The organism is Streptomyces sp. NPDC041068 (assembly GCF_040647455.1).
In the GTDB taxonomy this organism is placed as follows: domain Bacteria; phylum Actinomycetota; class Actinomycetes; order Streptomycetales; family Streptomycetaceae; genus Streptomyces.
Genome location: NZ_JBEZCG010000008.1, coordinates 408,606 through 434,956 on the forward strand (window position 1 = coordinate 408,606; position 26,351 = coordinate 434,956).

A 26,351-nucleotide genomic window follows, 5' to 3' on the forward strand; every position below is an offset into this window, starting at 1 on the left:
GGGCGGGCAGCGGCTCGTACCCGCGCCGGGACCGTTCCTTGATGCCGTGGACGACCAGGAGCGCCGAGTCCAGGGACAGCGCCGAGCCCAGCCGGTCGAAGCGCGCACGCTCGGCACCCACGCTCAGGTCCGTATCCAGGGCCGATCGGCTACGGACGGCGGCCCGGTCGGCACTCGCCGGTGCCAGCTGGCGGCGCGACGCTGGAAGCAGGGAGAAGGACGGGAACGAGCCCCGAGGGAGGGCGAGATGAGCAGCATGATCGACAGGTTCCCGCACTGGCCGCAGGCGCTGCCGGACCTGTTCGGATGGATCGAGGGAGGGTTTCCCGGCCTGCAACCGGCCCCCGGAGTCCATGGCATCCGGATCGAGGAGACCTTCACGGACGGGACGTACACGTTGCGTGCCGAACTTCCCGGCATCGACCCCGCGAAGGACGTCGACATCACGGTGACGGAAGGCGTTCTCACGCTGTGCGCCGAGCGCAGTGGCGAACCCGTGGGAGAGCGGCACACGGAGTTCCGTTACGGCACCTTCGCCCGTGCCGTCCGGCTGCCCGCCGGAGCGCACGGCGACCGGGCGGCCGCGGAGTACGAGGACGGCGTTCTGACGATCACGGTCCCGGTGCCGCAGGGGAAGCCGGCCACCAGGACCATCCCGGTGCGGCACTCCTGAACGGGCTCCGCGGAGGTCGCACTCGCCCGCACGACCGAGTCGGCCCGGTCGTGCGGGCGCTGCCGCCCCCCCCGTACGCGGCTGCCTCACCTCCCGGGGCACCGGTCACCTCCGGTCCGGCCCTGATCGTCCCCGGAGCCGTCAGCTGTGCGCAACCGTCAGCTGTGCGCAATGACGGCGACCGGGCACTTGGCGTGGTGGATCACCGAGTGGGCCGTCGCTCCCAGGCGATCCTCGGCGGGGTCGCGGCGGCCGATGACGAGCAGGTCGGCCCCCGCCGCGGCTTTGACCAGATGGTGGCCGGCCATGCCGCGCACGAGCCGCTCGGTGACCTGCGTACCCGGGAACTTGTTCCTCCAGGGAGTGAGCGCGGCCGTGAGCAGGCGGGACTTCGCGTCCGCTGGTTCGGTGGCGTCGGCGCTGGGGACAAGGGGCACTGTCCAGGTGTGCACGACCTGGAGTGACGTGCGGTGGAGGGCTGCCGTGCGGAAGGCGAACTCCAGCAGCTCATCGCAGGGACGGTGCAGGTCGAGGCCGAGCACGACCGGACGGGGCGGGCCGGTCACCGAGTCTTCACGCTCGCCCTTCTCGTCCTTGCCGTTGCCCTTGCCCTTGCCCTTGCCCTTGCCCTTGCCCTTGCCATGCTTCTCCGCCCGCACCAGGACGACCGGGCAGGAGCACCGGGCCGCAACGGCCAGAGCCACCGAGCCGACCAGAGCGCCCTCGAGAGCGCCGAAGCCCTGCGAGCCGAGCACCAGCAGGGCCGAGGAGCCGGTCGCCTCCAGCAGCGCCCGCACCGGCGGTCCGGTGACCTGTTCGTCCAGGATTCCCAGGTCGGGGTGCGCGCCGGAGAGCTGAAGGACGGCGCGGTCCAGCGCACCGCTCTCCCGGTGGAACGGGACTTCGATCTCCGGCAGACGGCTTCGCTCCGCGGGCTGGTCGAAGGCGTGGACGAGATGCAGGGGCAGATCGCGGCGCAGGGCCTCGCGGGCCGCCCAGTCGGCGGCGGCCAGGCTCTCGGGTGAGCCGTCGATCCCGGCGGTGACGGTCTGTTGTGGGGTCATGGTGCGCACCTCCGCGGTGCGGTGGGGGATCAGTGGTCAGGCGTGCGGGACAACAGCAACCGGGCACGCGGCGTGGTGCAGCACCGCGTGGTTGACGGGTCCGAGTTGCATGCCGATGCGGCCCTGCCTGCGGCGGGCCCCGACCACCAGGAGGTCGGCCGTACGAGAGGCGTCGAGGAGCGCGGTGCGCGCGTGCCCCTCGACGACTCCGCGCCGCACCGTGACGTCGGGATGGGCGGCCATGGCCTCCCGCACCGCCTCCTCGACCAGAGCCTCGGCGCGCCGCTGGTGGTCGTCGTGGATCCTCGCGGGGAAGTCGGGGACCTCACGGGCCGGGCAGCGCCAGGCATGGACCACGGTCACGGAGGCGCTGTGCGTGCGCGCCTCGCGGAAGGCGAAATGCGCGGTCGGGACAGCCTCTTGGGGGTCATCCACGCCGAGGACGATGGCGCGCAGTTCGCCGTACACGTTGTTCTCATGGCCGCGTACGACGATCACGGGCGACGTGGCGTGCGCGGCGACGGACAGACCGACGGAACCGAGGAGCAGTTCGGCGAGTTCGCCGCGCCCCCGGTTGCCGACCACGACCGCACCGGCCTCCGAACCGAGCCGCACGAGTGCGAGGGCCGGGTCCTCGGAGAGCACTTCGCCGGTCACCTTCACCGAGACGGTGCGGCGCAGCGCACGCTCGACCGCCGAGGCCGCGATGTGATCCGAAAGGACCTGACCGGACGGCCGGTTGAGGCCGAAGGAGGGTTCGTGCCCCTCGTACCGCTCCCACCTCGATGCATGGACAACGTGCAGCGGCAGGCCGTGAGCTGCCGCCTCGCTCACCGCCCAGTCCAGCGCGCGCAGGCTCGGATTCGAGCCGTCGACTCCGACGATCAGGGGCTTGTCCACGGTGCCACCGCCTTCCGGCGCACCCCCGGCAGGGGCTCTGCTTCGGACGGTTCCACCCGGCGGGCGGATGGGGGAGGGGCGAACCGGCCCCTGTAAAGGCCCTTCGGCCCCTTGGTGCGGGCTCCGCCGCCCGCGCACAGTGGCAGCACGGCCCGGCGGAAGGGGGCGCGATGCCCATCCGTACGCGTATCGCGGTGATCGGCGTCGGGAACGCGTTCCGGCGTGACGACGGAGTGGGGTGGGCGGTCATCGCCCGACTCCGCGAGCGGGCCGCAGAGCGGCCTCCGCCCACGGGGACGGTGTTGGCCACCTGCGACGGCGATCCCGCCCGCCTGATCGGTCTGTGGGAGCGGGCGGATCTCGCGGTGGTCGTGGACGCCGCGCACGCCCACCCCGCCCGCCCCGGGCACGTGCACCGCCTGTCGCTCGACGCCGGTGCGCTGGAGCGGGCGCGGACGACCAGCTCGCACGGGCTCGGGCTCGGCGAGGCCGTCGAACTCGCCCGCGTGCTCGGCAGATTGCCCGACCGGCTGGTCGTGTACGCGGTGGAGGGCGCCGACACCGCACTGGGCGCCGGCCTGTCGGCGCGTGTCGAGGCCGTGGTGCAACCGCTCGTCGAAGACATCGAGGACGAGATCGTGCGGCACCGCGATGCCGCCGCGCGCCGTTGAGAGGAGTGGCCGTGCAGGACCGTGGCGCACTGCGTTTCGAGGTGTTCGGCACCGTGCAGGGAGTGGGCTTCCGTCCCTTCGTGCACCGGCTGGCGACCGGCCTCGGCCTGGACGGCTGGGCCGCCAACACCGATGGCCACGTGCGGGGCGAGGTCGCGGGATCCCCCTACGCCGTCCGGGAGTTCACCGCGCGGCTGCGCACCGGAGCACCCGCACTGGCCCGGGTGCGGCAGGTGCGGGTGACCGCCGTGCACGAGCAACTCCCCGCGCCGCACTCGGGCTTCGCCATCCGGCGCAGTGCGGCCGGCCGGACCGCGCCAGGAGGGCCGCGCGAGGTTCCGCCTGATGCCGCGATCTGCGCGGCGTGCCTGAGCGAGCTCGTGGACCCGAGCGACCGCCGGTTCCGCTACCCGTTCATCAACTGCACCGACTGCGGTCCGCGTGCCACGGTCATCGAAGACCTCCCGTACGACCGGATCCGCACCACGATGCGCCGCTTCCCGCTCTGCGAGGCCTGCGCCGCGGAGTACGGCGACCCCGCCGACCGGCGATTCCACGCCGAACCCCTGGCATGCCCGCTCTGCGGGCCACAGCTCTCCTGGAGTGACCTCAGGGGGGAAGCCGCGCTGTGCGCAGCGGTCAAGGCCGTGGAGAGCGGTGGCATCGTCGCGGTGAAGGGCATCGGCGGCTATCAGCTGGTGTGCGACGCCACCGACCAGGCGGCGGTCATGGCGTTGCGATCGCGCAAGCGCCGCCCGGCGAAGCCCTTCGCCGTCATGGTCCAGGACCTGTGCGTCGCACGGCAGTTGGCGCGGGTGTCGCAGATCGAGCAGGACCTCCTGGAATCCGCGGCGCGACCGGTGGTGCTGCTCGCCGCACGGGGAGGCGGCCTGGCGCCCGCGGTTCATCCGGGCATGCTCAGGGTCGGTCTGTTCCTGCCCACCACCGGGCTGCACCACCTCCTGCTGAGCGAGTCGGCGCGCCCCCTCGTCGTCACCAGCGGCAACCTCGCCGACGAACCGATCGCCACCGGTGACGCCGAGGCGCGTCGCGCACTGGCCACGGTCGCGGACGGCTTCCTCACCCACGACCGGCCGATCCGGGCCCGCTACGACGACTCGGTCGTACAGGTCGTGGACCGCACCGTCCTCACGGTCCGCAGGGCACGAGGCCTGGCACCGGCTCCGCTTCCGCTCGGGGTCGCCGCCCCCGTGCCCCTGGTGGCCGTGGGCGCCCATCTCAAGCACACGTTCACCCTCGCGGACGGAGAGCGCGCCCACCTCTCCCCGCACGGCGGAGACCTGGCGGATGTGACGGCGATGGAGGCCTTCACCCGCGCGTACGACGATCTCGTGCGGCTCACGGGGGTCACACCGCGCGCCGTCGCGCACGATCTGCATCCCGGCTATCTCTCCACCCAATGGGCACGGGCCCAGCCGATGCCGCGCATCCCCGTCCAGCACCACCACGCCCACCTGGCGGCATGCGCGACCGAGCACGGATTGCGCACCCCTTTCATCGGGGTCGCCTATGACGGACTCGGGCTCGGCGACGACGGAACGCTCTGGGGAGGAGAGATCCTCGTCACCGATCTGACCGGCTATCGACGGGTGGGTCGCTTCGCGACCGCACCGCTGCCCGGCGGTGAGGCCGCGATCCGCCACCCCTACCGGATGGCCCTCGGCTACCTGCACGGAACGGAGCTGCTGGGAGGCCCCCGCCCCTACCCCTGGCTGACGAAGCCCTTCACCGACCGTCTCGAACCGGGCGAAGCCGCGGTCGTACGAGCCATGGTCGCCCGGGGCATCAACTCCCCGCGCGCGTCGAGCGCCGGACGGCTCTTCGACGCCGTGTCGAGCCTGCTCGGCCTCGCCCACTCGGCGAGCTACGAGGGCGAGGCGGCCGCAGCACTGGAGGCCGCGGCCGGTACGCAGAGTGCACTGCCCCTCGACCACCGTCTGGTGCGGGTGGACGGGCTGTGGGTGTACGACCCCGGCCCGACGCTCATCGATCTTCTGGAGCGGCGGCACAGCGGGGAGAGCGTGCCCGTGCTGGCCGCGGCGTTCCACCTGACCCTGGCCATCGTGACCGCCGAACTGGTGACGCACGCCGTCCAGGACGGAGCCCCGCGCACCGTCTGTCTCGCCGGCGGCTGCTTCCTCAACCGCCGCCTGCTCACCGAAACCAGCCTCCGGCTGCGCGCACAAGGACTGCGGGTCCTGGTCTCCCGCGCCGTGCCGGTCGGTGACGGCGGCATCAGCTACGGACAGGCCGCGGTCGCCGCCGCCCGGCTCGCCGAGGAGTGAGCACCATGTGCCTGGGCATTCCCGGCCGGATCCTGGAGACCAGGAACGACGCCGGTCTCCGTATGGCCACCGTCGACTTCGGCGGCGTACGCCGTGAAGCGTGCCTCGCCTACACACCCGGGGCCAGGGTCGGTACGTACGTCATCGTGCACGTCGGCTTCGCCATCACCGAGGTCGACGAAGCAGAGGCCGTGCGGACCCTGGACGTGCTGCGGGCGATGGCCGCAGCGGTGGAGGCCGAACTCGGCGAGCCGCTGCCCGGCTCGTCCGCATAGGGCCGATCGGCCCTTGGCCGCACCCGCCCAGCCCCTGGGCGTCCCCCGCGCCTCGAACGATGCTCGAAGTGTCAACCCGCCGACAGGAGGCTCGAGATGACGCACGACGAGCACAGCCGACCTCCGGTCCACGCCTTGCTCGCCGACGGGACGACCACCTGCATCCGTGCGGTCGTTCCCGACGATCACGTCCGACTCCAGCGCCTCTACGAGGAGATGTCGCCCGAGAGCCTCCGGCTGCGGTTCTTCGCGGCGAGCCGCCGCTCCGCCGCACAGGCGGTCGACCGGGCCTGCGCCACTCCCCGCCCCGGACATCGCACGCTGCTCGCCGAGACCAAGGGGCAGATCATCGGCGTGGCCGAGTACGAGCGGACGGAAGAGTCCGGCACCGCCGAGATCTCGCTCGCCGTCGCCGAGGGCCTGCACCACCGGGGGATCGGCACCCTGCTTCTCGAACACCTGGTCTCGGCCGCCCGCGCCGACGGCGTCACCGCCTTCACGGCCGACGCGCTCGCCGAGAATCACGAGGTCCTGAAGGTCTTCGCCGACCTCGGACTGCGCACCGCCCGTCGCTTCGACGGACCCGAAGTGCGCTGCGTCATCCAACTGGCCCAGGACGAGACGTACTTGACCGCGGTCGAGGCGCGCGGCGGCGCGGCCGACGTGGCCAGCCTGGAGCCACTGCTGCGGCCCCGCTCGATCGCCGTGGTCGGAGCGGGCCGCAAGGCCGGTTCCGTCGGCCGCGCCGTCCTGCGCAACCTGCGCACCGGAGGCTTTCCCCGACGCCTGTTCGCCGTCAACCCGAGTGTGTCGTCGCTGATGAGCGTGCCCGCCTACCCGTCGATCGCCGCGCTGCCCCTGGTTCCCGACCTGGTGGTCCTCGCGGTGCCCGCACCGGCCCTGCCCGCCACTGCCGAGGAGTGCGGCAAGGCGGGCGTGCACGCCCTGGTGGTCGTCACGGCCGGCCTCGACGCCGGACAAGCAGCTGCCCTGCTGGGCACCTGCAGGGCGTACGGGATGCGTCTGGTGGGGCCCAACTGCCTCGGTCTCGCCAATACGGACAAGGCGCTGAAACTGGACTCGACCTTCGGCGCCCGGCACCCCCGCCGCGGCACCGCCGGTGTCGCCGTGCAGTCCGGGGGAGTGGGCATCGCGCTGCTCGACGGCCTCTCCCGTTTGGGGCTCGGCATCTCCAGCTTCGTCTCGCTCGGCGACAAGTACGACGTCAGCGGCAATGACCTGCTTCAGTGGTGGGAGCGCGACGGCGTCACGGACCTGGCCCTGCTGCACCTGGAGTCCTTCGGGAACCCCCGGGCGTTCTCGCGCACCGCGCGGCGCGTGAGCCGGCGCATGCCCCTCCTGACCGTCGACGCGGGCCGCACCGAAGCCGGGCGGCGAGCCGCCGCGTCGCACACCGCCGCGTCCGCCACCCGGACCATGACCCGGCAGGCCCTGTTCAGCCAGGCCGGCATCACCGCCACGCGTACCATCGGTGAACTCCTCGAAGCCGCCGCCCTGTTGCACTCCCAGCCCGCACCTGCCGGACGCCGGGTCGCCGTCGTCACCAACGCGGGCGGGGTGGGGGTCCTCACGGCGGACGCGTGCGCCGAGGCCGGGCTCACCCTGCCGCCGCTTCCGGCCGATCTCATCGACGCACTGCGCGTCGACCTGCCCGAGGGCGCCGCGATCGGCAACCCGGTCGACGCCACCGCTGTCGTCACCGAACAGCAGCTCAAGAACTGTGTGGACCGGCTCGTGCGGCACAGCGCAATCGACGCTGTGCTGGTGGTGCTCGTCCCCACCGCGGTCGCCGCGGCGACCGGCGACGATCTCGTCCGGGCCCTTGCCCACGCTCCCGGCCGTCGCTCCCGAACGGTCGCCGCGGTCTGTCTCGAGCAGGCGCTGCCCGTGCGGCTGCTGCCGGTCAAGGGAGGGGAATCCGTCCCCTCCTACGCCGATCCGGCAGCAGCCGCACGCGCCTTGTCCCACGCGGTCCGCCGCGCCGAGTGGCTGGCCCGCCCGCCCGGCACTGTCCCCGACCTCACCGGGGTGGAGACGCGACACGCCCACGCCGTCGCCGAGACCTGGCTCGCCGGGCATCCCGAAGGCGGCTGGCTCGACCCACGCACCTGTGCCGAACTCCTGGCCTGCTACGGCATTCCCCAACTGCCCTGGGCCTGGGCCGAGACCGAGGACGAGGCGGTCACCGCCGCCGAGCGGTTGCGCGGCCCGGACGGCCGGGTGGTGATGAAGGCCCACTGGCCGGGCCTGCTGCACAAGAGCGAGCAGCGCGCCATCCACCTCGACCTGCAGGGGGACAGCCAAGTACGGGCCGCCTTCCGGGACTTCGAGACCCGCTTCGCCGGGCTGCTCACCGGAGCGGTGGTCCAGCCACTGGCCGAGCGAGGCACCGAACTGTTCGCAGGCGTCGTCCAGGACGAGGTGTTCGGCCCGCTGGTGCTGTTCGGGCTCGGCGGTACGGCCACCGAACTCCTCGCCGACCACGCCGCCCGCCTTGCCCCGCTCACCGACCTCGACGTACACGACCTGATCACCGCGCCGCGCTGCGCCCCGCTGCTCTTCGGGCACGGGGGAAGCGGCCCCGTAGACCTCGAAGGCCTGGAGCAACTGCTGCACCGGCTGTCCCGCATGGCCTGCGACCTGCCGCACCTCGCCGAGGCCGACCTCAACCCCGTCCTGGCGAGGCCGGGCGGCATCACGGCACTCGACGTCCGCGTACGGCTGCAGCGCCGGGCCGCTCACGACCCGTACCTGCGCCGACTGCGCTGAGGAGGAGACGAGATGAAGCACAGCAAGATCGGTTCCGTGATGACCGACGAGGTCGTCAGCGCCCAGTACGGCACACCCTTCAAAGACGTGGCCAGGCGCCTCGCCGAGCACCGCATCAGCGGGCTGCCCGTGATCGACGCCGACGACAAGGTGATCGGCGTGATCTCCGAGACGGACCTGCTGGTGCGCGAGGCACAGAACCCCGACCCGCACCCGCGCCGCATCAGGCTGCCCCGGATGAGCAGCGCCGCACGCAAGGACCGGGCCAAGGCCACGGCTCGGACGGCGGGACAGCTGATGTCCGCCCCGCCCGTCTGCGCGCACGCCGACGACACCATCGCCGAGGGCGCCCGTTGCATGGCCCAGCGGAAAGTGGAGCGGCTGCCGGTCGTCGACGACGAGGACCGCCTGGTCGGCATCGTCACCCGACGCGACCTGCTCCAGGTGTTCCTGCGCGCCGACGAGGCGATCCGGCGCGAGGTGATCGAACAGGTCCTGGTGCGCACCCTGTGGCTGGCGCCCCAGACGGTCAGGATCGACGTGCAGGACGGTGTGGTGACCCTGGACGGCCAGTTGGAGCGCCGCAGCGAGATCCCCATCGCGCTGCACATGACGCGCGAGATCGACGGAGTCGTCGCCGTCGTCGACAAGCTCACCTGCCGCGTGGACGACGCCCACTTCCAGCCGACCGACCAGGCCCTGCGGGGTGTCGCCGACGACTGGCTGCGCAAGCTCTGAGAAGGGACAGATCGCCATGACCGTCAAGGTGCTGGTCGCCTATGCGACGCGCAACGGGTCCACGGCCGAGATCGCCCGCGTCATCACGGAGGTCCTGCGCAAGGAGGGCCTGGAGCCGCAGTTGCTCCCGGTGTCCGAAGTCCGTGATGTGCAGGCGTACGACGCCGTGATCCTCGGCAGCCCGATCTACGCGGGCCGCTGGCACAAGGACGCCCGCCGGTTCGTCAGGCGCAGTGCCCGCTTGCCGGACGGGCGGCCGGTGTGGCTGTTCAGCAGCGGTCCGCTCGACGCGTCGGCGGCTGAGCGGGACATCCCGCCGGTGCCCGCCGCGCGGCGGGCCCTCGTCCGGCTCGATGCCAGGGGCCACGTCACCTTCGGCGGCTGCCTGACCGAGGGCGCGAAAGGCCGCATCGCCCGCATGATCATCAAGTCCGGGAAGGGCGGCGACTTCCGCGACTTCGAGCAGATCTCCGCCTGGGCGCAGCACGTCGGCGCCGCGCTGCAGGGCGACGCGGCAGCGCGGCCGGAGGGGTACTGACGTGATGAACGCCCCGACACAGCCTCGTTTCCGGGCCGCGGGGTGGCGATGGCGCAGGAGTCCGCTGCGTCGCCGCAGCGATGTCGTCGAAGCGTGGACGGGACTGCTGCTGGGGGCCGCGGTGGTGTTCGTCGCGCCGTCGGTCGGGGCGTTGGCCGGGGCCTTCGCGTACGACACCGCGCATGCGCAGGCCGAGAGGCAACGGGGTGTCGGCCACGTCGTGCGGGCCACGCTCATGAAGAGCGCTCCGGCGGCCGACACCGTCGGTTCCCGTCCGCGCCACCCGGTCAACGTGCGATGGACCGATCGGGGCGGCACCGTGCACACGGCCGTTGCCAGGGTCGCCGCGGGCGCCGAGGCGGGCAGCCGGACCGACGTCTGGCTCGACGCCCGCGGCAGGGTCACCACCGCCCCGATGCCCGACGACCTCCAGTGGAGCACAGCGATCACCGTGGGCGCAGCCGCGACCTTCGTGGGCTGGGCGCTCATCGGAGGCGCCTGGGTGACCGTGCGGGTCGTGACGCACCGCCGGCGGATGGCCGAGTGGGAGCGGGCATGGGCCCGAGCGGGACCGCAGTGGACCGGCAGTCGACCCTGACCAGGGGATGTGGAAGGGCGGATGGAATGACGACCACAGGGTTCACGGCAGTCCTCGACCGGGACGGACTGGGCGCTCTCGTCACGGCCCTGGTGGCCGACGGCCGCACGGTCGTCGGGCCCACTGCGCGTGACGGCGCCATCGTCCTGGCCGAGCTCGATTCGGCCGACCAACTCCCGTACGGGTGGGGCGTGGAGCTGGAGGCAGGCCACTACCGTCTGCGACGCCGTGAGGACGGGGCGGCCTTCGCCCACTCCGCCGGTCCGCAGTCGTGGAAGAACTTCCTGCACCCGCAGCGCGAGAAACTGTGGAGCGCGGACCGCGGCCCCGACGGGCTGCCGGTCATCAGCGGCGGGCCCGCCGAGCGCCCCTCGTACGCGTTCCTCGGGGTACGGCCGTGCGATCTGCGGGCCATCGCGATCCAGGACCGGGTGCTCACCGGCGGTGCTTTCAAGGACGGCGGCTATGAGGAACGACGGAGGGGGGCATTCCTCATAGCCGCTGAGTGCACCGAGCCGGGAGCCACGTGCTTCTGCGTCTCCATGGGCGGCGGTCCCGGCGCGGACGCGGGCTTCGACCTCGCTCTCACCGAGGTCGTCGACGACGACGGTCACCGGTTCTTCGTACGCGTCGGCAGTCGAGCGGGGGCGGAGCTGCTGGCCAAAGTGCCGTGCCAAGAGGCCGACACCACCACACGGGACGCGGCCGTCACCGCGGTCGCCGCGGCCGTCGACAAGATGGGCCGATCCATGCCACCCGTGAGCCTGCAGCAACTGATGGGGGCGAGCCTTGAGGCCGCACGCTGGGACGACGTGGCATCGCGCTGCCTGACGTGCGGCAACTGCACGATGGTCTGCCCGACCTGCTTCTGTACCACCACCGAGGAGGTCACCGACCTCACCGGCGACCACGCGGAGCGCTGGCAGCGCTGGGACTCCTGCTTCGACCTGGACTTCTCCTACGTCCACGGCGGGCCGGTGCGCTCCTCCGGCCGCAGCCGCTACCGGCAGTGGCTCACCCACAAACTCGGCACCTGGCACGACCAGTTCGACAGCTCCGGCTGCGTGGGCTGCGGGCGCTGCATCGTCTGGTGCCCCGTCGGCATCGACATCACCGAAGAGGCCGAAGCCCTCCAGGCGGAAGCCGAGGCGAGGAAGAAGGAGAGGGAACGATGAGCAGCACCACGACCATGATCAGCGCCCTGCCCGCGGCACACCGCGAACGACTCATGCGGATCGCGCGCGAGGTGTCCTTCCCCGCCGGAACGAGGATCTTCGAAGAGGGCGGGCACGCCGACCGGTTCTGGATCATCCGCACCGGATCGGTCATCCTCGACATGCACGTCCCCGGCCGCCGCTCGCCCGCGATCGAGACGCTCGGCCACGGCGAACTGGTCGGCTGGTCCTGGCTGTTCCCGCCGTACGTCTGGCAGCTCGGCGCCGTGGCGCAGAGCCCGGTGCGCGCCCACGAGTTCGACGCCCTCGCGGTCCGCGTGATGTGCGAGGACGACCAGGCGCTCGGTGCGGCGGTCGGCCAGTGGGTCGGCCGGGTACTCGCCCACCGTCTGCAATCGGCAAGGACCCGCCTCCTCGACCTGTACGCCCCCTACGGCAGCGGAAGCGGTGTGCGGGGATGACGGCCACGCCGGTGCCGTACCGGGTCGTCGCCCGCTGGGCGGAGACGCCGGACACGGCCACGCTCCGCCTGGAGCCGGTCGGGGAGCCGCTGCCCGCCTTCGTGCCGGGGCAGTTCGCGATGGTCTGGGCGTTCGGGCGGGGCGAGATCCCGCTCTCGGTCAGCGCCATCCCCACCACCGGAGGCCTGGCGCACACGGTACGCAGCGTCGGTGCGGTCTCCGAGGGGCTGTACGCCGCCGAGGTCGGCGACGTCCTCGGTCTGCGGGGTCCGTACGGCACGGGCTGGGAACTGGAGAAGGCCATCGGCCAGGACCTCGTGGTCGTCGCCGGAGGCATCGGGCTGGCTCCTCTGCGTCCCCTCGTCCGGGACGCGGAGGCCGACCCGAAACCGTACGGGCGCCTGAACATCCTGGTGGGTGCCCGCACCCCGGCGGATCTGATGGCGAAGATCGAGACCCGGCAGTGGAAGACCGCGTACACGGGAGTGACCGTCGACCGGCCCGACAGCCGTTGGGCGGGCCAGATCGGCGTCGTCACCAAGCTGCTCGACCGGGCGCGGTTCGCTCCCAGCGAGTCCACCGCGTTCGTCTGCGGCCCCGAGCCGATGATCCGGGCGACCGCCCGCGACCTGCTCCACCGCGGCGTGCCCGCCGACCGCATCCGGGTCTCCCTGGAGCGCAACATGCGCTGCGCGACCGGACACTGCGGCCACTGCCAGCTCGGACCGCTGCTGCTGTGCAGGGACGGCCCCGTCGTCACCTGGGACCGCGCCGAACCGCTCCTCTACGTGAGGGAGTTGTGAGATGGGCCCCCCGACGCTCGCCGTGTTCAAGCTCGCCTCCTGCGACGGCTGCCAGCTCACCCTGCTCGACTGCGAGGACGAACTCCTGGGCCTTGCGGGGCAGGTGGAGATCGCCCACTTCCTGGAGGCGTCCAGCGCGGTCCGGCCAGGACCGTACGACCTCGCGCTCGTCGAGGGCTCCGTCACCACCCCCGCCGACGCCGAACGCGTCCACGGGATCCGGGCGGCCGCCCGCCATCTGGTGACCATCGGGGCCTGCGCGACGGCCGGCGGCATCCAGGCGCTGCGGAACTTCGCCGACGTCGAGGACTTCACCCGCACCGTGTACGCACGCCCCGACTACATCGACACGCTCGCCACCTCCACCCCCGTCTCCGCCCACGTCGACGTCGACTTCGAACTGCGCGGCTGCCCCATCGACCGCCGCCAGCTCCTCGAGGTCATCACCGCCTATCTGGCGGGCCGCAAGCCGGACATCCCGAACAACAGCGTGTGCTTCGAGTGCAAGCGGCGCGGCACCGTCTGCGTCACCGTCGCCCACGGAACCCCCTGCCTCGGCCCGGTCACCCACGCCGGCTGCGGGGCGATCTGCCCGGCCTACGGACGAGGCTGTTACGGCTGCTTCGGCCCCTCGGGGTCGGTGAACCTCCCCGCCCTCATCCCGGTGCTGCACCGCGACGGCATGGACGACCGTGACACCGAACGCTTCCTGCACACCTTCAACGTCGCCGCGTTCGAAGAGGAGTTACGCCGATGACGCATCGCGGCAGCCGTGTCCTGCACGTCGGCTCGCTCTCCCGGGTCGAGGGCGAGGGCGCCCTGCACCTGAGCGTGCGCGAGGGGACGGTCACCGAGGCTCGGCTGCAGATCTACGAGCCACCGCGGTTCTTCGAGGCCTTCCTCCAGGGGAGGGGGTACACCGAGCCGCCCGACATCACCGCCAGGGTGTGCGGAATCTGTCCGGTCGCCTACCAGATGAGTGCCTGCGCGGCGATCGAGGACGCCTGCGGGATCACCGTCGATCCGGCCCTGCGTGAGCTGCGGCGGCTGCTGTACTGCGGTGAGTGGATCGAGAGCCAGACCCTGCACATCTACCTCCTGCACGCCCCCGACTTCCTTGGCTGCGACGGCGCCGTCGAACTGGCCCGCACCGCCCGGGGACACGTCGAACGGGGCCTGCGCCTGAAGCAGGCGGGCAACGCGATCCTCGAACTCCTCGGCGGCCGCGCCATCCACCCGGTCAACGTCCGTGTCGGTGGCTTCCACCGGACCCCGACCGTGCGTGAACTGAAGCCTCTGGCGGCACAGTTGAGACGCGCCCAGGAGGACGCCTGGCAGACCGTCCTGTGGGTGTCGGGCTTCGACTTCCCCGACGCCGAGACCGAGGCCGACCTGTTCGCGCTGGCGGCTCCTGGAACGTACGCCATCGAGAGCGGCACCCCGGCCGTGCTGCGCGCCAACGGGGAGACGCCGGGCATGTTCCCGCTGCACACCTTCCTGGACCGGGTCCGTGAGGAGCACCTGCCGCACTCCACCGCCCTGCACGCCACCCTCGACGGGCGCCGACATCTGACCGGTTCGCTGGCCCGGTTCGCGATCAGCGGCCGGTGGCTGTCGCCCGCGGCGGTGGAGGCCGCCCGCGAGGCCGGGCTCGGCGATCCGTACGCGGGGGCGATCTGCCGCAATCCCTTCCGCTCGATCCTGGTCCGGGCCGTCGAGGTCGTGTACGCGGTCGACGAAGCGCTGCGGATCATCGACACGTACGAACCGCCGCGCCGCCCGTACACGGACGTCCCGGCCGCCGCGGGCACCGGTCACGGCGCGACGGAGGCCCCGCGCGGACTCCTGTACCACCGCTACCTCCTGGACGCCGACGGCACGGTCGCCGACGCACGCCTGGTCCCGCCGACCGCACAGAACCAGGGCGCGATCGAGGACGACCTGCGGCGCACCGCCCAGGCGGCCATCACCGGACAAGGGCTGGGGGACCAGGAGTTGACGCTCCTGTGCGAGCGCACGATCCGCAACCACGACCCGTGCATCTCCTGTTCCACACACTTCCTCGACCTGACCATCGACCGCAGCTGACGCGGCCGACGCAACTGACCTCCCGGGAGGACGCCGTGCTCCACACCCCGCGCACCGTGAGCGACGTGATGACCCACACCGTCATCGCCGTGGGCCGCGAGGCCCCCTTCAAGGAGATCGTCGCGCTGATGGAACAGTGGAAGGTCAGCGCGCTGCCCGTCCTGGCGGGCGAGGGCCGGGTCATCGGCGTCGTCTCCGAAGCCGATCTGCTGCCCAAGGAGGAGTTCCGCGACAGCGACCCCTCCCTCCTCCAGGCTCCCGGCTCCGCTCGAGCAGGGGGGACCCCCTCCGACCAGCTGCGCCGCCTTGCCGACCTGGCCAAGGCGGGCGGGGTGAGCGCAGGCGAGGTGATGAGCACCCCCGCCGTCACCGTCCACCCCGACACCACGCTCCCGCAGGCCGCCCGCATCATGGCCCTGCGGCACGTCAAGCGGCTCCCGGTGGTCGACGCACAAGGGCTGCTGCAGGGCGTGGTCAGCCGCAGTGACCTGCTCAAGGTGTTCCTGCGCACCGACGAGGAACTGGCCGACGAGGTGAGGCGCACCGTGACCGCCTTCCTCTTCCCCGACCGGGCCGTCACGGTGGCGGTCGAAGGAGGCGTGGTCACCCTGGGCGGCGAGATCCGCGACAGGACCCTCGTCCCGATCGCCGCCCGCCTCACCCGGGCCGTCGAAGGAGTCGTCGACGTCCGCATGGACCTCACCGGACCGGACCGGACCTCGCCGCGATGAAATACCTCGACGAGTACCGCGACCCCGCGCTGGCCCGGCAGTTGCTGGCGGAGCTGCGGCGCACCGCACACCACCCCTGGCGGATCATGGAGGTGTGCGGCGGCCAGACGCACACCCTGGTCCGCCAGGGCATCGACGAACTGCTGCCCGCCGGTATCCGCATGATCCACGGCCCCGGCTGCCCGGTCTGCGTCACCCCGCTGGAGACCCTCGACCGCGCCATGGCGATCGCCGCCCGGCCCGGCGTGATCCTCACCAGCTTCGGCGACATGCTGCGCGTGCCCGGCAGCACCACCGACCTGCTGGCCCTGCGTGCCCGCGGCGCGGACGTACGAGTGGTCTACTCGCCGATGGACGCGGTGCGCATCGCCGAAGAGCACCCGGAGCGTGAAGTGGTCTTCCTCGCCGTCGGGTTCGAGACCACGGCGCCGGCCAACGCCATGACGGTCCTGCACGCCGCCCGGCGCGGCCTGCCCAACTTCTCGCTCCTGGTCAGCCACGTCCTCGTACCGCCCGCGATGACCGCGCTCCTGGACGACCCCGAGTGCGAGGTCGAGGCCTTCCTGGCGGCCGGGCACGTGTGTGCGGTGATGGGCTGGACGGCGTACGAGCCGATCGCGGAGCGGTATCACGTGCCGGTCGTCGTCACCGGCTTCGAACCGCTCGACCTGCTGGAGGGCATCCTCATGGCGGTCACCCAGCTCGAAGAGGGCCGCCACGAGGTGGAGAACCAGTACGCGCGAGCCGTACGTCGCACCGGCAACAGTGCGGCCCAGGATGCCCTGGCTCGCGTCTTCCGGATCGCCGACCGGGCCTGGCGCGGTATCGGAACACTCCCCGCCAGCGGACTCGAACTCGCCCCGGAGTACGCGGAGTTCGACGCCGCCTGCCGATTCGACGTGAGCGCGGTGCACTCCGCCGAGGACCCCGACTGCATGGCCGGAGCCGTCCTCACCGGAGCCCGGCTGCCCACCGACTGCCGCGCCTACGGCACCCGTTGCACACCCCGTACCCCGCTCGGCGCGCCCATGGTGTCGAGCGAAGGCACCTGCGCCGCCTTCCACGCCGCCGGACGAACCAGGAGCGCACCGCGATGAACCTGGACTGCCCACTCCCGTACGACGAGCACGAACTGATCCAACTGGGCCACGGCGCGGGCGGCAGACTCACCGCCGAACTGCTGGACACGCTGGTCCTGCCCGCGCTGGGCGGACAGCCGGACGGCCCGCTCGAGGACGCGGCCCTCATCCCGGACGCGGATGAACTGCTGCTCTCCACGGACTCGTTCGTGGTCAGCCCGCTGAGCTTCCCCGGCGGGGACATCGGATCCCTCGCTGTCCACGGAACGGTCAACGACCTGGGAATGCGCGGTGCCCTGCCCCTCGCCCTGACGCTGTCGGTGATCGCCGAAGAGGGACTCCCGCTCGCTGAGCTCCGCTCCGTGCTCGACTCCGCGGGAAAGGCCGCGCACCAGGCGGGAGTCCCGATCATCACCGGGGACACCAAGGTCGTCGGACGTGGCTCCGCCGACCGGCTCTTCCTCAACACGACCGGCATCGGCCGCAGGATCCCCGGCCTGACCCCCTCCGCCGCCGGAGCCCGCCCTGGCGACGCGGTCCTGCTCTCCGGACCCATCGGCCTGCACGGCACCGCCGTCCTCTCCACCCGTGAAGGGCTCGGCTTCGAGACGGACATCGCCTCGGACACCCGCCCGCTGCACCGCCTGGTGCAGGCCCTCGCGCCCTTCGGCAGTGCAGTCCACAGTCTGCGTGACCCGACGAGGGGCGGCCTGGCCGCCTCCCTGAACGAGATCGCCTGCGCGTCGGGCCTCACGGTGGAGATCGAGGAGAGTGCCGTACCCGTCCCACCGGCCGTGGCCGCAGCCTGCGACCTGCTCGGCCTCGATCCACTGATCGTCGCCAACGAGGGCTGCCTGGTCGCGTTCGTGGCCGCGGACGCGACGGAGAGCATCCTCGCCGCACTGCGGGCGTATCCCGAGGGGGAGCAGGCCGTACACATCGGCCACTGCGGGGAACAGGCCCGCGCCCGGGTCGAGTTGCGCACGCTGATCGGCGCGCGACGGGTGGTCGACATGCCGCTGGGCGAGCAACTCCCACGCATTTGCTGAGAGACGGCGTCCCGGGCAGAGAGGGACGCGCCCCGCATGGATGGACCGCCCGACGCCAGAGCCATAGGCGGCGCTTATGGGGGCGTTGGCCGAAGGCCTCTACTGCGGCATGCGGCCTGCCCCGAGGCTGGGGCCATCACCGCACCGCGCAAGGGACGACGCAGTGAAACTGAAGTACATGGACGCGATCACCACTGCCTCCGTGATGGCTTCGACGACCCTCGGGACCACACCCGCGTCGGCGGGCGAAGCCCTCGACACGGCCGCGACGTTGCCTGACCGGGATGCGGAGGAAGGGCCGGGGGAGGAGGACGGCACGGGCTCGACGGCGGACGGGGCAGGGGGTCCCGAAGTTCCGTCCGCTGAGCGGGTGGCGGAGGCAGGTGTCCCCAAAACGGCCATGACGATGCTGCTCAGTCGGACGCGGGTTGCCGGGTGTGGTCGAAGACCACAGCTCCTGCTGAGAGCGGGGAGGAGCCGAGACCGGCAGCGACGCTGCGCCCGGCTGAATGCTCGGCGCCGGCGGCGCGTCGATCGCCGTGGGCACGGCGCTGGCCGCCGCTGCCCGCAGGCGCCGTCGTCCCACCTCCTGAGCGGTGCGCGACGAGGGCGGCCGAGGACGGGTTCTCGACCAGGCAACTGCTCTCGCCGGCCCGGCCGTCGGTGGTCCGGCCACCGGGTTCGTCGATGAAGGATTACGTGAATGTTCGATCAGTGGGACGTCTGGGATGCGCTGCCGGACAACGAGCGGCGGCGCTGGTCGCTGGAACCGTACGAGAGCGTGGGCCCACTCTGCTTCGGAATGCGGCCCGGCGATGTGACCGAGTCGCTCGGCGGCATCACGGCGAACCCGCAGTACTGCACGCGGGCGGCTCTAGCGCCGGGCCGGTACGGCACGGTCAAGGGGGAGTGCTGGGGGCTGGGCCTGACCTTTTACTACGGTCTCGACGAAAGACTGCGGGGGATATCGGTCGATGCCTTGAGAGGACCTCAGGTCTTCGCGGACGGCATGCCGTTGGTCGGCCAGGTGCCGTCGCGGGTCGAGCAGTGGATGATCGAACGCTCCGAGAGCCGTGAGCCCTTCACGGAGCTCCTCTACGTGAACCTCGGTGAACCCGTATCACGCAGTCTGGGTGTGGTGAGCTGCGTGCAGCGTGCGGGCGACCGTCTGCTCACGCGGCCAGTGCTCCTTCCCGGCGAGGCCATGGACGCCCCGGCGCGATTCCTCCCCGCGGAGGCGTGGGCGACGTACTGAAGTCCTGCGGGCCAACCGCCGTCCGAACATCCACCCCTTCACTTCGCCACGTAGGAGAGCCGCCATGCCCAAGGCGCCCGCTCACGCCATCTTCACCGGCCGTCGCACAATCGCCGGGGGACTTCGCCCTGCTGTTCTCCCTGGACGGCGGCCCCACCCGCCGCTCTCTCGTCGAGCTGGACCGGGCCGAGGTCGCCGCGTTCCTCGTCCGGCTCTGCGTCTCCGACACCTGACCGGCCACCGTTGCTCTGGGCCTCGCACCTGGTGGGCCGAGGGAGTCGGCCGGGGATGGGCGACCGCGGGGTTTCCGGAGGTTGACGCAAGAGAAGCTGGTCACGGACGCCTGCCGGACTGAGGAGCGTGGGCGATATGTGGGTGCATGACAGCAGCTTTGGGGTGCAAGCTGCCGGAGTGAACATGGAAGAGGCTGGCGTGCGGTTGGTAGGCCGATTCGGCCGCGAGGCCGAGGGCTGGCTTGCTGAGGTTCCGAACCTCGCTGCGCGGCTGGCCGCGCGGTGGGGGTTCGAGCTCGGTGAGCTGTTCGAGAGCGGAGCCTCCTCTGTCGTCTGGCGCTGCCGATGGCCGGACGGAACGCCCGCGGTTCTCAAACTCAGCCCGGATCGGGCGCTGTTGACCAAGCAGGTGGAGATGCTGCGCGTGTTCGCGCCGTCGGGTCGGGTGCCGACCGTCTTGTCTGCCGACGCGGAGGCCGGGGCGATGGTGCTGGAGGAGGTCCTGCCCGGCACCGAGGCCGAGGACATGCCGCAGGCGTCGTTGCCGCAGCAGTGGGGAGAGTTGCTGGCCGCACTGCACGCCGTGGCCCCGCCCGCGCACTGGCCACTGGACCTGCGCGGCCGGTGTGACGAGGCATTCGTCCGGATCGGCCGACGGCTGTCCGAGCCGGGCATCGGCGCACGGATCGACCGGGCCGCGTGGCAACGGGCGATGCGGCGCTGTGAGGCGTTGCTGGACAGTCAGGCCAGGCCCGTGTTGCTGCACGGCGACCTACACCTCGGCAACGTCCTGGACGGCGGCCCGTCGCGCGGCCTGATCGCGATCGACCCCAAGGCCTGCATCGGCGACCCATGCTTCGACGCCGTCGACTACGTGGTGGCCGGCGCCGGACACGAGGGTGTCGAGGCCCGTTGCCACCGGGTGGCGACCGCATGCGCGCTCGATGGGGACCGGTTGTACGCCTGGAGCCGAGTGATCGCACCCATGACAGCCATCGCGCACCTCACCTACGGCGGTCCAGAGCCGGCGATCGACGAACTCCTCGCTCTCTCTCGCTGATCCCCACGCGAATATCAGGTCATGCCGGTCAGAGCGCCCTCGGCTCTTGTTGGCCACGCGTCGTGCCGCCCGGCCGGTTTGCTCCCAGATCGATCTCCTTCGGCGCAGGGCTCGGGTTTTACGCGCTGGCCGAAGTCGGACGCGTCACACGTGGGTCTCCCGGTACCACTCGACCCTCTGACCGATACTGAATAACTCTCCGCCACACACCATGGGTTGACTATTCGTCGCAGTAGACAGGGCGCTCAGGTCAAGCGCATGGGGTGATGCTGATCGTCTCTCCGTTTGGAGGTCGGAGAGGCCAAACAGGAGGACTGGAACCGAGTCGTAGGTCGCATTCTCAGCATTGATCCCATCGGCCTGATGCGGCGCGCCCTGGCCAACCTGCGCCCCGAACCGCGGATCGTCGCCGCGGCGAAGCGTGCCCGCGCCGCTGGCGTCAAGGTCGCCCTGCTCAGTAACAGCTTCGGGGATCGAGCCCTACAACCCGTAAGAGCACAAGGGGATGCGGACAGACTTCTTCGACGCGCTGATCCTGTCGGAACTGGAGGGTGTACGGAAGCCTCCCCGCCCGTCTACCAGCGGGCGCTCGATGCTCTGGAACTGATGACCGGCCCGGAGTGTGTGTTCGTGGACGATCATGCGGAGAACCTGCCACCCGCCGAAGCCCTGGGGATCCGTACGGTGCACCACGCTACGGACCCCGCCGCCACCGCGACCGTCCTGGACGCTCTGCTCCTACCACCCCCGCCTGACGGCCGGGGACGTTCACGGGGGCCGTCTGCCTCAGATGGTGATCCGCTGTGCCCGCTGACGGCGCCCAGGTCGTCTTGACGGACGACCGCAACGGGGCGCATGCCGCGAACGCCGTAGAATGCTCGGCCACCTTCGTTACTAGGTGCGCAGTGAACGATGAGCGGAGCGAGACCGGTGAAATGCAGGCGCGGTCTCACCTGGGTCACTGAACCGTCAGAAATATGGAAGCAACTGTGGTGATGAACGGAACCCCCATGCCTCATCTCGTCGACTTTGCGTCGGACAGCGGCTCAGGAATGGGGAGCTACGCATTTCGCTTGGCCTGGGGGCTGATCGTGGGGCTCATCGGGATGACACTCGCGCTCGATGTGCGAAATTCAGCGATGCGCCTCACAGATCACTTCTCATCCCGCGCCCCCGGCGGCGAAACAAAGATCTTCTCATCCGTCCCAGTTCGGATCATCGGGGGAATCCTGGGCGTGTGCGCCTTGGGCGCCGCGGTCCTGGCGGCCGTGAAGATGGATTCCAGCGCGTAGTCGGATCCCGCTCGCGGAGCCCTTGACGACCGCCTGACGGGCGGTGGACGGATCTCATGTCCGGTCCGCCGCCCGTCCTGCTGTCGATCGAGGGCTTGCGCACCGCACCGACCGCGCCGCGGGTGCCGGAGTTGGCAGGTTTTGGGTGGGCAGCTGGCGTAGCGGCGCGTTCACCCGGGGCCCTCCGGACTCTGGGCCTCTGTGGCGCGGCAGCACACGCCCCCGCTCACAAGGGCGGTATCGGCTTGAGACAGACTGGACCCAAAATGAGTACAAATCTCGAAATGAGCTGAGCTGAGCTGACTGTGGGGCCGGTGGGCTCAGCGCGGACAGGGACTCTGCGGATGATCAGTACGTGGAAGGTGATTCCGCGCCGTTCAGGGAAGCCGATGCTGGTTGCTCGGCGCAGGAGCGGCCCCATCGGGGGCATCCCTCTGGTCCCGGCCGGCGGGGCGTTCGGCGTCTGGGCGATGGTCATGGGACGGGAGAGGAACGATCCCGGGGAGATGCCCTTCTTCGGGGCCGCCCTGCTCGCGCTCCTGCGGGTCATGTGGCGTGCGGTCGTCCGGCCTCGGATCGACGCGTACGCGGACGGATTGAGCGTCATCGGATTCTGGGCCCGGTACTGGACCCCTGGGGCGGCCATCCGTCGCATCGACGCCGAAGGCGGTATGACGGTCACCACCACGGGAGGCGACGTCATCGAGGTGTTCGCCTTCTCGCGGTCCACGCTGGACCGTGGCCAGGCGGCCGCCGGAGCCCAGCAGATGCGCCGCGCGAAGCCGGCCCGCCCGAGGCGGCCGGAAGAGGCCCCCGCCGTCCTCCGCAGTCCCGACTGGATGTGGGCGGACTTGCTGCATGTCATTGGGATTTCTCTGGCGGCGCGGGCTGGTGGACGCGATGGCGGTGCACGGGCGGCAGGCCCTTGAGGAGGCCGGGCCAGACGCAGTCCAGCACATGTGCGGACGGTGTGAACAGCGTGCCGGTGAGAGCGGGGAGGTCGGCGGGCCAGTGCCATTCCCAACGGTGGAACAGGTCGGGTTCAGTCACGGTGGGGATGCCGTGGTGTGCCGCGACACGGACGGCGGCGGTCAGGCGCGACACGTTGTGGGTGGTGTCCATCAGGATGGCGAGTACCACAGCGTCGTCCGCCGAGGCATTCAGCCCGGTCTCCTCGGTCAGCTCGCGTACGGCGGTCTGCTCGAAGGACTCGCCAGGGGCAGGCTTGCCACCGGGAAGCTCCCAGACTCCGCGAACTGATCGGCCGAGCAGCACGCGGCCTTGCTCGTCGGTGACCACGACACCGGCACCGATGAGCCCCTGCGGAGCGGGGCGTCGCTTGTCCGCGAAGGACACCGACTCTGCGGCCGGATGCCGCAGCACCAGCACGGCCAAGCCGTCGGCGTCGAACCGCTCCGCGGTTGCCCATCCGGCTGTGGCCAGGGCCAGTTCGTCTTCGTCCAGGGCGATGTCACGCCGTTCGGCGGGAACGGTGTCCGCGAGCGGAGTGATGATGCACAGGCTGCCGCCGGGCCGCAGACGCTCGCGCAGCCGGTTGAGGATCCAGGTGCGGTTTTGCAGGAAGGCGTAGCTCAGGCGGAACGTGATCAGGTCGTACGCGTCGTGTGGCAGGTCGGCAAGGCTGTCGTGTTCGATGTCGTGGCGCAGGAAGCGCACGTCGGCGTCGGCTGGAGCTTGAGCGGTGGCGAGGTCGATGGCCGACGCCGCGTAGTCGACGGCGTCGACCGCGTACCCCATCTCGTGTAGATGGAAGGCGAGTTCGCCCAGGCCGCAGCCCACGTCCAGAGCGACAGCGGACCTCTGCGGACGCAGTGCGGCACCCAGCGCTGCGCGTTCGCCGTCGGTCAGGGGCCGGAACGTCGCACCGCGGGCGTAGTGATCGTGCCATTCGTTCTGCTGTGTGTATCCCACTGACGCTGCTCCGTGTGGTCGAAGGGGTAAGAACCGGCCGGGGTCAGGCAATGAAGGCGCATTGGAGATGGACGCATGGAAGTGATGGCCCTGCATGAGACGGGCCACAGGCATACGCAGTGGTGGCGCGGGCCCGGGGCTCGGTGCGCTCGAGCCCAGGCTGAGAGACGAAAGTCGGCCTGCGGACTCAGAGATCGTGCGAGGACAGCTCGATGAGCCCGGTGTCGCGCATGACGAGGTCGATGGTGGCGGTGAGTGGTCTGACGGTGCCGATGACGGTCTCCGTCCTCTGAGGCAGAAGGAAGCGTTCGCGGTACCAGTCGCGCAGTTCCCTCTCAGTGACCTGCGCGAGACGCCGGGATCCGGTTGGGTAGCGTGACGCACCAGGGTCTCGGTGAGAGGGATGTCGAGGTAGTTGCAACGTGTTGTGCCGTGATGGTCACGGACGAGGTCCTCCAGTATCTCCCTATCTCCCTGCACCGGTCGGCACAGAGGACGCCTTCGAGGATCATGTGAGAGCCGGAATCGAGCGCGTAGCGTGCCACGTTGGAGATCAGGCCGATGTCGGAAGCTCCGCGGCGGTCCCTTTCACCGAGCACGACTCGGCGGAGATTGTCCTGCCCGACCAGAGCCAAGTCGCCACCGAACCGGTCACGGATCCCTGCCGCCACTGCGGGCTTGCCAGCGGCGTAGTGCAGGGCTTTGAAGGCGATCGTGGCTCCGGCAGCCGCCGATCGGCCAGAGCTCCCCGAACTGCCCGGTCACGGACGGATTCTCAGCGCCAGATGTAGCAGGCCCATGCGTGCAGGCAGCGGCTGTGTGTCCCGCGGATCCCCATGCACGTCGCCGGCCGAGGCATTGGGTGGAGCCGACGCCCGCGTAGGCTGCACGCGTGATTGTTCGGTGCACTCAGATCATCAGCCCGACCAGCGGCAAGGTGGTGAGTGACCACCCCGGGATCCGGATCGGCGCGGAGTACCCGGTCTTGGAGGTGATCACAACCACACGTCAGGTGCTGCTACGGCTCCCTGAACGGCCTGACGTCCTGGCAGAGCGTGATAGCCCGGCGCTGTGGGACGCGGCCATGTTCAGCGTGCTAAGCAGCCGGATGCCGGACTGCTGGGTCGCCGGGCTGGATGACGGCCAGTTGACCCTCGCACCGAAGGAATGGCAGCGCGCAGGGTTCTGGGACGACTACTTCGACGGTGAGCTGTCCGCAGGTGTCGAGTACGAACGCCTGCGAGCCGAGATCATGTCCCAGGAGGGCTGGCCGATCGGGGCGAATAACCGAGGCCACGAGGCTGCTGGGGATCTTTGACAGAGTCCCGTGCTGCCCCTCTCGCCATTCAGGCCGGCGTTCGACGGAGAGTGGAGTGCCGAGGAGCACCGTCCGTATGTCCGCTGGTGGCACTGCCCCGGAATGCCCAGGGCGTGCCGGCTGCCCGGCGAAACGGACGTCTAGGCTCTCGGCATGCAGCGCACCGATGTCACAAGACCCGATGGCACCTGGGTGGGCCTGTCCCTTGACATACAGGAACGCCACCAGCCGGGGCTGTGCGTATTCAGCACCGGGCCACAGCTGCTGATCTCCCAGCTGTCACGGCCCGTGCTGCTCGCCGTTGTCGACGAGCAGTTCCAGGGCGTGGACTTCTGGCGCACGGAGGAGTATCGCTCCGTCGTCCCGCCGTTGCGCGCTGATCTGGGCCGCACCGTGGCGGGCGACCACGAGCGGTGGGCTCATCGATTCGCGCAATACCTCATCGACTCGCCGGACAGTCCCCTGCACGAGGGGAGGTGGCTGCTCTCGTGTGAGGGCCCGCTGCACCGCTGGCGCCACGCCGACACCAGCCATGCCGAGTACTGGAGCTCGATGCTCGTCGAGGGCCATCCGAATGGATACATCGACTGGTTCGTCCATTCCGGTTCGTGGGAGGTCCTCGCACTACGACCGATGCCCGCTGCCGACGACAGCAGGGTCAAGGCGTACCGCAAGCAGGCGCGTGACGGGACCCTCCCGCCCGTCCTGCTGTGGTGGGTCAGTGGCCTGGACTGCCACCTGATCCTGGACGGTCACGCGCGGCTCGCCGCGGCCATTGCCGAATCCATCGAGCCTCCCCTTCTTCACCTGCACCGCACAGTGTCGCGTGATGACCTGGCCATGCGCACCGATGAGGCCGTGGACTTCTACGAAAACGAACTGGCACGTTTCGCCGAACTCCGCGCGGTTCACGGCCCCACCGTCCCGGACGGCGCCGCCACCGCCGGCCCACAGCTCGTCCGCCTCCTGCACGACTTGAACACCGCGGAACAGCCGACTTGGGCCTGGCCCCTGCCCGGCGGTGAGGACCAGTGGCATCGCACCGCACGCGAAGTGACAGCCGACCAGGGCTGGCCGCCCTTTACCTGAGTCCCGCCGAAACCTTCGAGGTGGCCGCGCTGCCCAGGTGTTCCACCGTCCGCCGCACACGCACGCAGCCCGGCATGGAGAGTGTGAAGGGAGGCAGCGACTGACCGGTCCGCCGGCTGGGAAACAGTAAGCGCGGAAGGCTCGGACCGAAGTGACTTCGGTGCGACCCCTGCCCCCGTACAGGGGGGGGTAGCCGAACCCCCAGGGTAAAAAAAGAAAAACTTGTACCCCCC

General features: G+C 70.8%; 26 protein-coding genes. 23 read left to right on the plus strand and 3 right to left on the minus strand.

Annotation, left to right across the window (positions count from 1 at the left end; translation table 11 throughout):
- Positions 1–247 precede the first annotated feature (247 nt).
- Positions 248–673, plus strand: a complete 426-nt coding sequence (locus AB0B50_RS21265) for an Hsp20/alpha crystallin family protein (protein WP_362333840.1) — start codon at positions 248–250, stop codon at positions 671–673.
- Positions 674–831: 158 nt separating this feature from the next.
- On the opposite strand, the gene AB0B50_RS21270 is transcribed toward AB0B50_RS21265, so the two are convergent.
- On the minus strand, positions 832–1,737 hold the full coding sequence (locus tag AB0B50_RS21270) for a universal stress protein (protein ID WP_362333843.1): 906 nt from the start codon (positions 1,735–1,737) through the stop codon (positions 832–834).
- A 36-nt stretch (positions 1,738–1,773) separates the two neighbouring features.
- Positions 1,774–2,637 (minus strand): universal stress protein, encoded by an 864-nt coding sequence (locus tag AB0B50_RS21275; RefSeq protein WP_362333846.1) that lies wholly within the window; start codon positions 2,635–2,637, stop codon positions 1,774–1,776.
- Positions 2,638–2,807: 170 nt separating this feature from the next.
- On the opposite strand from AB0B50_RS21275, the gene AB0B50_RS21280 reads away from it, so the two are divergent.
- The 20 genes from AB0B50_RS21280 (at position 2,808) to AB0B50_RS21375 (ending at position 22,708) form a co-directional block, all read left to right on the plus strand.
- Complete coding sequence (locus AB0B50_RS21280; RefSeq protein ID WP_362333849.1) at positions 2,808–3,308, plus strand: hydrogenase maturation protease; 501 nt, start codon at positions 2,808–2,810, stop codon at positions 3,306–3,308.
- A gap of 11 nt (positions 3,309–3,319) precedes the next feature.
- Positions 3,320–5,614, plus strand: a complete 2,295-nt coding sequence (hypF, locus tag AB0B50_RS21285) for a carbamoyltransferase HypF (protein ID WP_362333852.1) — start codon at positions 3,320–3,322, stop codon at positions 5,612–5,614.
- A 5-nt stretch (positions 5,615–5,619) separates the two neighbouring features.
- Positions 5,620–5,889, plus strand: coding sequence for a HypC/HybG/HupF family hydrogenase formation chaperone (locus AB0B50_RS21290; protein WP_362333855.1), 270 nt, complete (start codon positions 5,620–5,622; stop codon positions 5,887–5,889).
- Positions 5,890–5,985: 96 nt separating this feature from the next.
- Complete coding sequence (locus tag AB0B50_RS21295; protein WP_362333857.1) at positions 5,986–8,679, plus strand: GNAT family N-acetyltransferase; 2,694 nt, start codon at positions 5,986–5,988, stop codon at positions 8,677–8,679.
- A 12-nt stretch (positions 8,680–8,691) separates the two neighbouring features.
- Positions 8,692–9,417, plus strand: a complete 726-nt coding sequence (locus AB0B50_RS21300; RefSeq protein WP_362333860.1) for a CBS domain-containing protein — start codon at positions 8,692–8,694, stop codon at positions 9,415–9,417.
- 16 nt (positions 9,418–9,433) lie between these two features.
- Positions 9,434–9,955, plus strand: a complete 522-nt coding sequence (locus AB0B50_RS21305) for a flavodoxin domain-containing protein (RefSeq protein ID WP_362333863.1) — start codon at positions 9,434–9,436, stop codon at positions 9,953–9,955.
- Between the two features lie 4 nt (positions 9,956–9,959).
- Positions 9,960–10,553, plus strand: a complete 594-nt coding sequence (locus AB0B50_RS21310) for a hypothetical protein (protein WP_362333866.1) — start codon at positions 9,960–9,962, stop codon at positions 10,551–10,553.
- A gap of 26 nt (positions 10,554–10,579) precedes the next feature.
- Entirely contained in the window at positions 10,580–11,728 is a 1,149-nt protein-coding gene (locus AB0B50_RS21315; protein ID WP_362333869.1) for a 4Fe-4S dicluster domain-containing protein, read from the plus strand.
- Positions 11,725–12,189, plus strand: a complete 465-nt coding sequence (locus AB0B50_RS21320) for a cyclic nucleotide-binding domain-containing protein (RefSeq protein WP_362333871.1) — start codon at positions 11,725–11,727, stop codon at positions 12,187–12,189. The genes AB0B50_RS21315 and AB0B50_RS21320 overlap by 4 nt, the downstream gene beginning before the upstream one ends.
- A complete protein-coding gene (locus tag AB0B50_RS21325; RefSeq protein ID WP_362333874.1) occupies positions 12,186–12,992 on the plus strand; it encodes an FAD/NAD(P)-binding protein in 807 nt (268 codons plus the stop codon). Before AB0B50_RS21320 ends, AB0B50_RS21325 begins: the two co-directional genes overlap by 4 nt.
- Before the next feature lies 1 nt (position 12,993).
- Complete coding sequence (locus AB0B50_RS21330; RefSeq protein WP_362333877.1) at positions 12,994–13,749, plus strand: oxidoreductase; 756 nt, start codon at positions 12,994–12,996, stop codon at positions 13,747–13,749.
- On the plus strand, positions 13,746–15,080 hold the full coding sequence (locus tag AB0B50_RS21335) for a nickel-dependent hydrogenase large subunit (RefSeq protein ID WP_362333879.1): 1,335 nt from the start codon (positions 13,746–13,748) through the stop codon (positions 15,078–15,080). The genes AB0B50_RS21330 and AB0B50_RS21335 overlap by 4 nt, the downstream gene beginning before the upstream one ends.
- Before the next feature lie 35 nt (positions 15,081–15,115).
- Positions 15,116–15,811 carry a CBS domain-containing protein gene (locus tag AB0B50_RS21340; RefSeq protein ID WP_362333882.1) on the plus strand — a complete coding sequence of 232 codons (696 nt, stop codon included), beginning with the start codon at positions 15,116–15,118 and terminating at the stop codon, positions 15,809–15,811.
- Positions 15,808–16,908: a hydrogenase formation protein HypD gene (hypD, locus tag AB0B50_RS21345; RefSeq protein WP_362333885.1), complete on the plus strand. Its 1,101-nt coding sequence runs from the start codon at positions 15,808–15,810 to the stop codon at positions 16,906–16,908. The genes AB0B50_RS21340 and hypD overlap by 4 nt, the downstream gene beginning before the upstream one ends.
- Positions 16,905–17,939, plus strand: coding sequence for a hydrogenase expression/formation protein HypE (hypE, locus tag AB0B50_RS21350; protein WP_362333888.1), 1,035 nt, complete (start codon positions 16,905–16,907; stop codon positions 17,937–17,939). The genes hypD and hypE overlap by 4 nt, the downstream gene beginning before the upstream one ends.
- Before the next feature lie 703 nt (positions 17,940–18,642).
- Positions 18,643–19,194, plus strand: a complete 552-nt coding sequence (locus AB0B50_RS21355) for a hypothetical protein (protein ID WP_362333891.1) — start codon at positions 18,643–18,645, stop codon at positions 19,192–19,194.
- A 417-nt stretch (positions 19,195–19,611) separates the two neighbouring features.
- Positions 19,612–20,487, plus strand: coding sequence for an aminoglycoside phosphotransferase family protein (locus tag AB0B50_RS21360; protein ID WP_362333971.1), 876 nt, complete (start codon positions 19,612–19,614; stop codon positions 20,485–20,487).
- Positions 20,488–20,850: 363 nt separating this feature from the next.
- Positions 20,851–21,321, plus strand: a complete 471-nt coding sequence (locus AB0B50_RS21365; protein WP_362333974.1) for an HAD family hydrolase — start codon at positions 20,851–20,853, stop codon at positions 21,319–21,321.
- 143 nt (positions 21,322–21,464) lie between these two features.
- Positions 21,465–21,779: a hypothetical protein gene (locus AB0B50_RS21370; RefSeq protein WP_362333894.1), complete on the plus strand. Its 315-nt coding sequence runs from the start codon at positions 21,465–21,467 to the stop codon at positions 21,777–21,779.
- 389 nt (positions 21,780–22,168) lie between these two features.
- Complete coding sequence (locus AB0B50_RS21375) at positions 22,169–22,708, plus strand: hypothetical protein (protein ID WP_362333897.1); 540 nt, start codon at positions 22,169–22,171, stop codon at positions 22,706–22,708.
- Here the strand turns inward: AB0B50_RS21375 and AB0B50_RS21380 are convergent.
- Positions 22,641–23,711 carry a bifunctional class I SAM-dependent methyltransferase/NUDIX hydrolase gene (locus AB0B50_RS21380; RefSeq protein ID WP_362333899.1) on the minus strand — a complete coding sequence of 357 codons (1,071 nt, stop codon included), beginning with the start codon at positions 23,709–23,711 and terminating at the stop codon, positions 22,641–22,643. The genes AB0B50_RS21375 and AB0B50_RS21380 overlap by 68 nt on opposite strands.
- An 892-nt stretch (positions 23,712–24,603) precedes the next feature.
- Between AB0B50_RS21380 and AB0B50_RS21385 the strand changes: the two genes are divergently transcribed.
- Positions 24,604–25,029 (plus strand): hypothetical protein, encoded by a 426-nt coding sequence (locus AB0B50_RS21385; protein ID WP_362333902.1) that lies wholly within the window; start codon positions 24,604–24,606, stop codon positions 25,027–25,029.
- A 153-nt stretch (positions 25,030–25,182) separates the two neighbouring features.
- Positions 25,183–26,118, plus strand: a complete 936-nt coding sequence (locus AB0B50_RS21390) for a hypothetical protein (protein ID WP_362333904.1) — start codon at positions 25,183–25,185, stop codon at positions 26,116–26,118.
- The last annotated feature ends 233 nt before the right edge of the window (positions 26,119–26,351 follow it).

Coding starts and splice junctions, on each gene's coding strand:
- AB0B50_RS21265 (WP_362333840.1), top strand. CDS start 248: ATGAGCAGCATGATCGACAGGTTCCCGCACTGGCCGCAGGCGCTGCCG.
- AB0B50_RS21270 (WP_362333843.1), bottom strand. CDS start 1,737: ATGACCCCACAACAGACCGTCACCGCCGGGATCGACGGCTCACCCGAG.
- AB0B50_RS21280 (WP_362333849.1), top strand. CDS start 2,808: ATGCCCATCCGTACGCGTATCGCGGTGATCGGCGTCGGGAACGCGTTC.
- AB0B50_RS21290 (WP_362333855.1), top strand. CDS start 5,620: ATGTGCCTGGGCATTCCCGGCCGGATCCTGGAGACCAGGAACGACGCC.
- AB0B50_RS21295 (WP_362333857.1), top strand. CDS start 5,986: ATGACGCACGACGAGCACAGCCGACCTCCGGTCCACGCCTTGCTCGCC.
- AB0B50_RS21300 (WP_362333860.1), top strand. CDS start 8,692: ATGAAGCACAGCAAGATCGGTTCCGTGATGACCGACGAGGTCGTCAGC.
- AB0B50_RS21305 (WP_362333863.1), top strand. CDS start 9,434: ATGACCGTCAAGGTGCTGGTCGCCTATGCGACGCGCAACGGGTCCACG.
- AB0B50_RS21310 (WP_362333866.1), top strand. CDS start 9,960: ATGAACGCCCCGACACAGCCTCGTTTCCGGGCCGCGGGGTGGCGATGG.
- AB0B50_RS21315 (WP_362333869.1), top strand. CDS start 10,580: ATGACGACCACAGGGTTCACGGCAGTCCTCGACCGGGACGGACTGGGC.
- AB0B50_RS21320 (WP_362333871.1), top strand. CDS start 11,725: ATGAGCAGCACCACGACCATGATCAGCGCCCTGCCCGCGGCACACCGC.
- AB0B50_RS21325 (WP_362333874.1), top strand. CDS start 12,186: ATGACGGCCACGCCGGTGCCGTACCGGGTCGTCGCCCGCTGGGCGGAG.
- AB0B50_RS21330 (WP_362333877.1), top strand. CDS start 12,994: ATGGGCCCCCCGACGCTCGCCGTGTTCAAGCTCGCCTCCTGCGACGGC.
- AB0B50_RS21335 (WP_362333879.1), top strand. CDS start 13,746: ATGACGCATCGCGGCAGCCGTGTCCTGCACGTCGGCTCGCTCTCCCGG.
- hypD (WP_362333885.1), top strand. CDS start 15,808: ATGAAATACCTCGACGAGTACCGCGACCCCGCGCTGGCCCGGCAGTTG.
- hypE (WP_362333888.1), top strand. CDS start 16,905: ATGAACCTGGACTGCCCACTCCCGTACGACGAGCACGAACTGATCCAA.
- AB0B50_RS21355 (WP_362333891.1), top strand. CDS start 18,643: ATGTTCGATCAGTGGGACGTCTGGGATGCGCTGCCGGACAACGAGCGG.
- AB0B50_RS21360 (WP_362333971.1), top strand. CDS start 19,612: ATGGAAGAGGCTGGCGTGCGGTTGGTAGGCCGATTCGGCCGCGAGGCC.
- AB0B50_RS21365 (WP_362333974.1), top strand. CDS start 20,851: ATGCGGCGCGCCCTGGCCAACCTGCGCCCCGAACCGCGGATCGTCGCC.
- AB0B50_RS21370 (WP_362333894.1), top strand. CDS start 21,465: ATGGAAGCAACTGTGGTGATGAACGGAACCCCCATGCCTCATCTCGTC.
- AB0B50_RS21375 (WP_362333897.1), top strand. CDS start 22,169: ATGCTGGTTGCTCGGCGCAGGAGCGGCCCCATCGGGGGCATCCCTCTG.
- AB0B50_RS21390 (WP_362333904.1), top strand. CDS start 25,183: ATGCAGCGCACCGATGTCACAAGACCCGATGGCACCTGGGTGGGCCTG.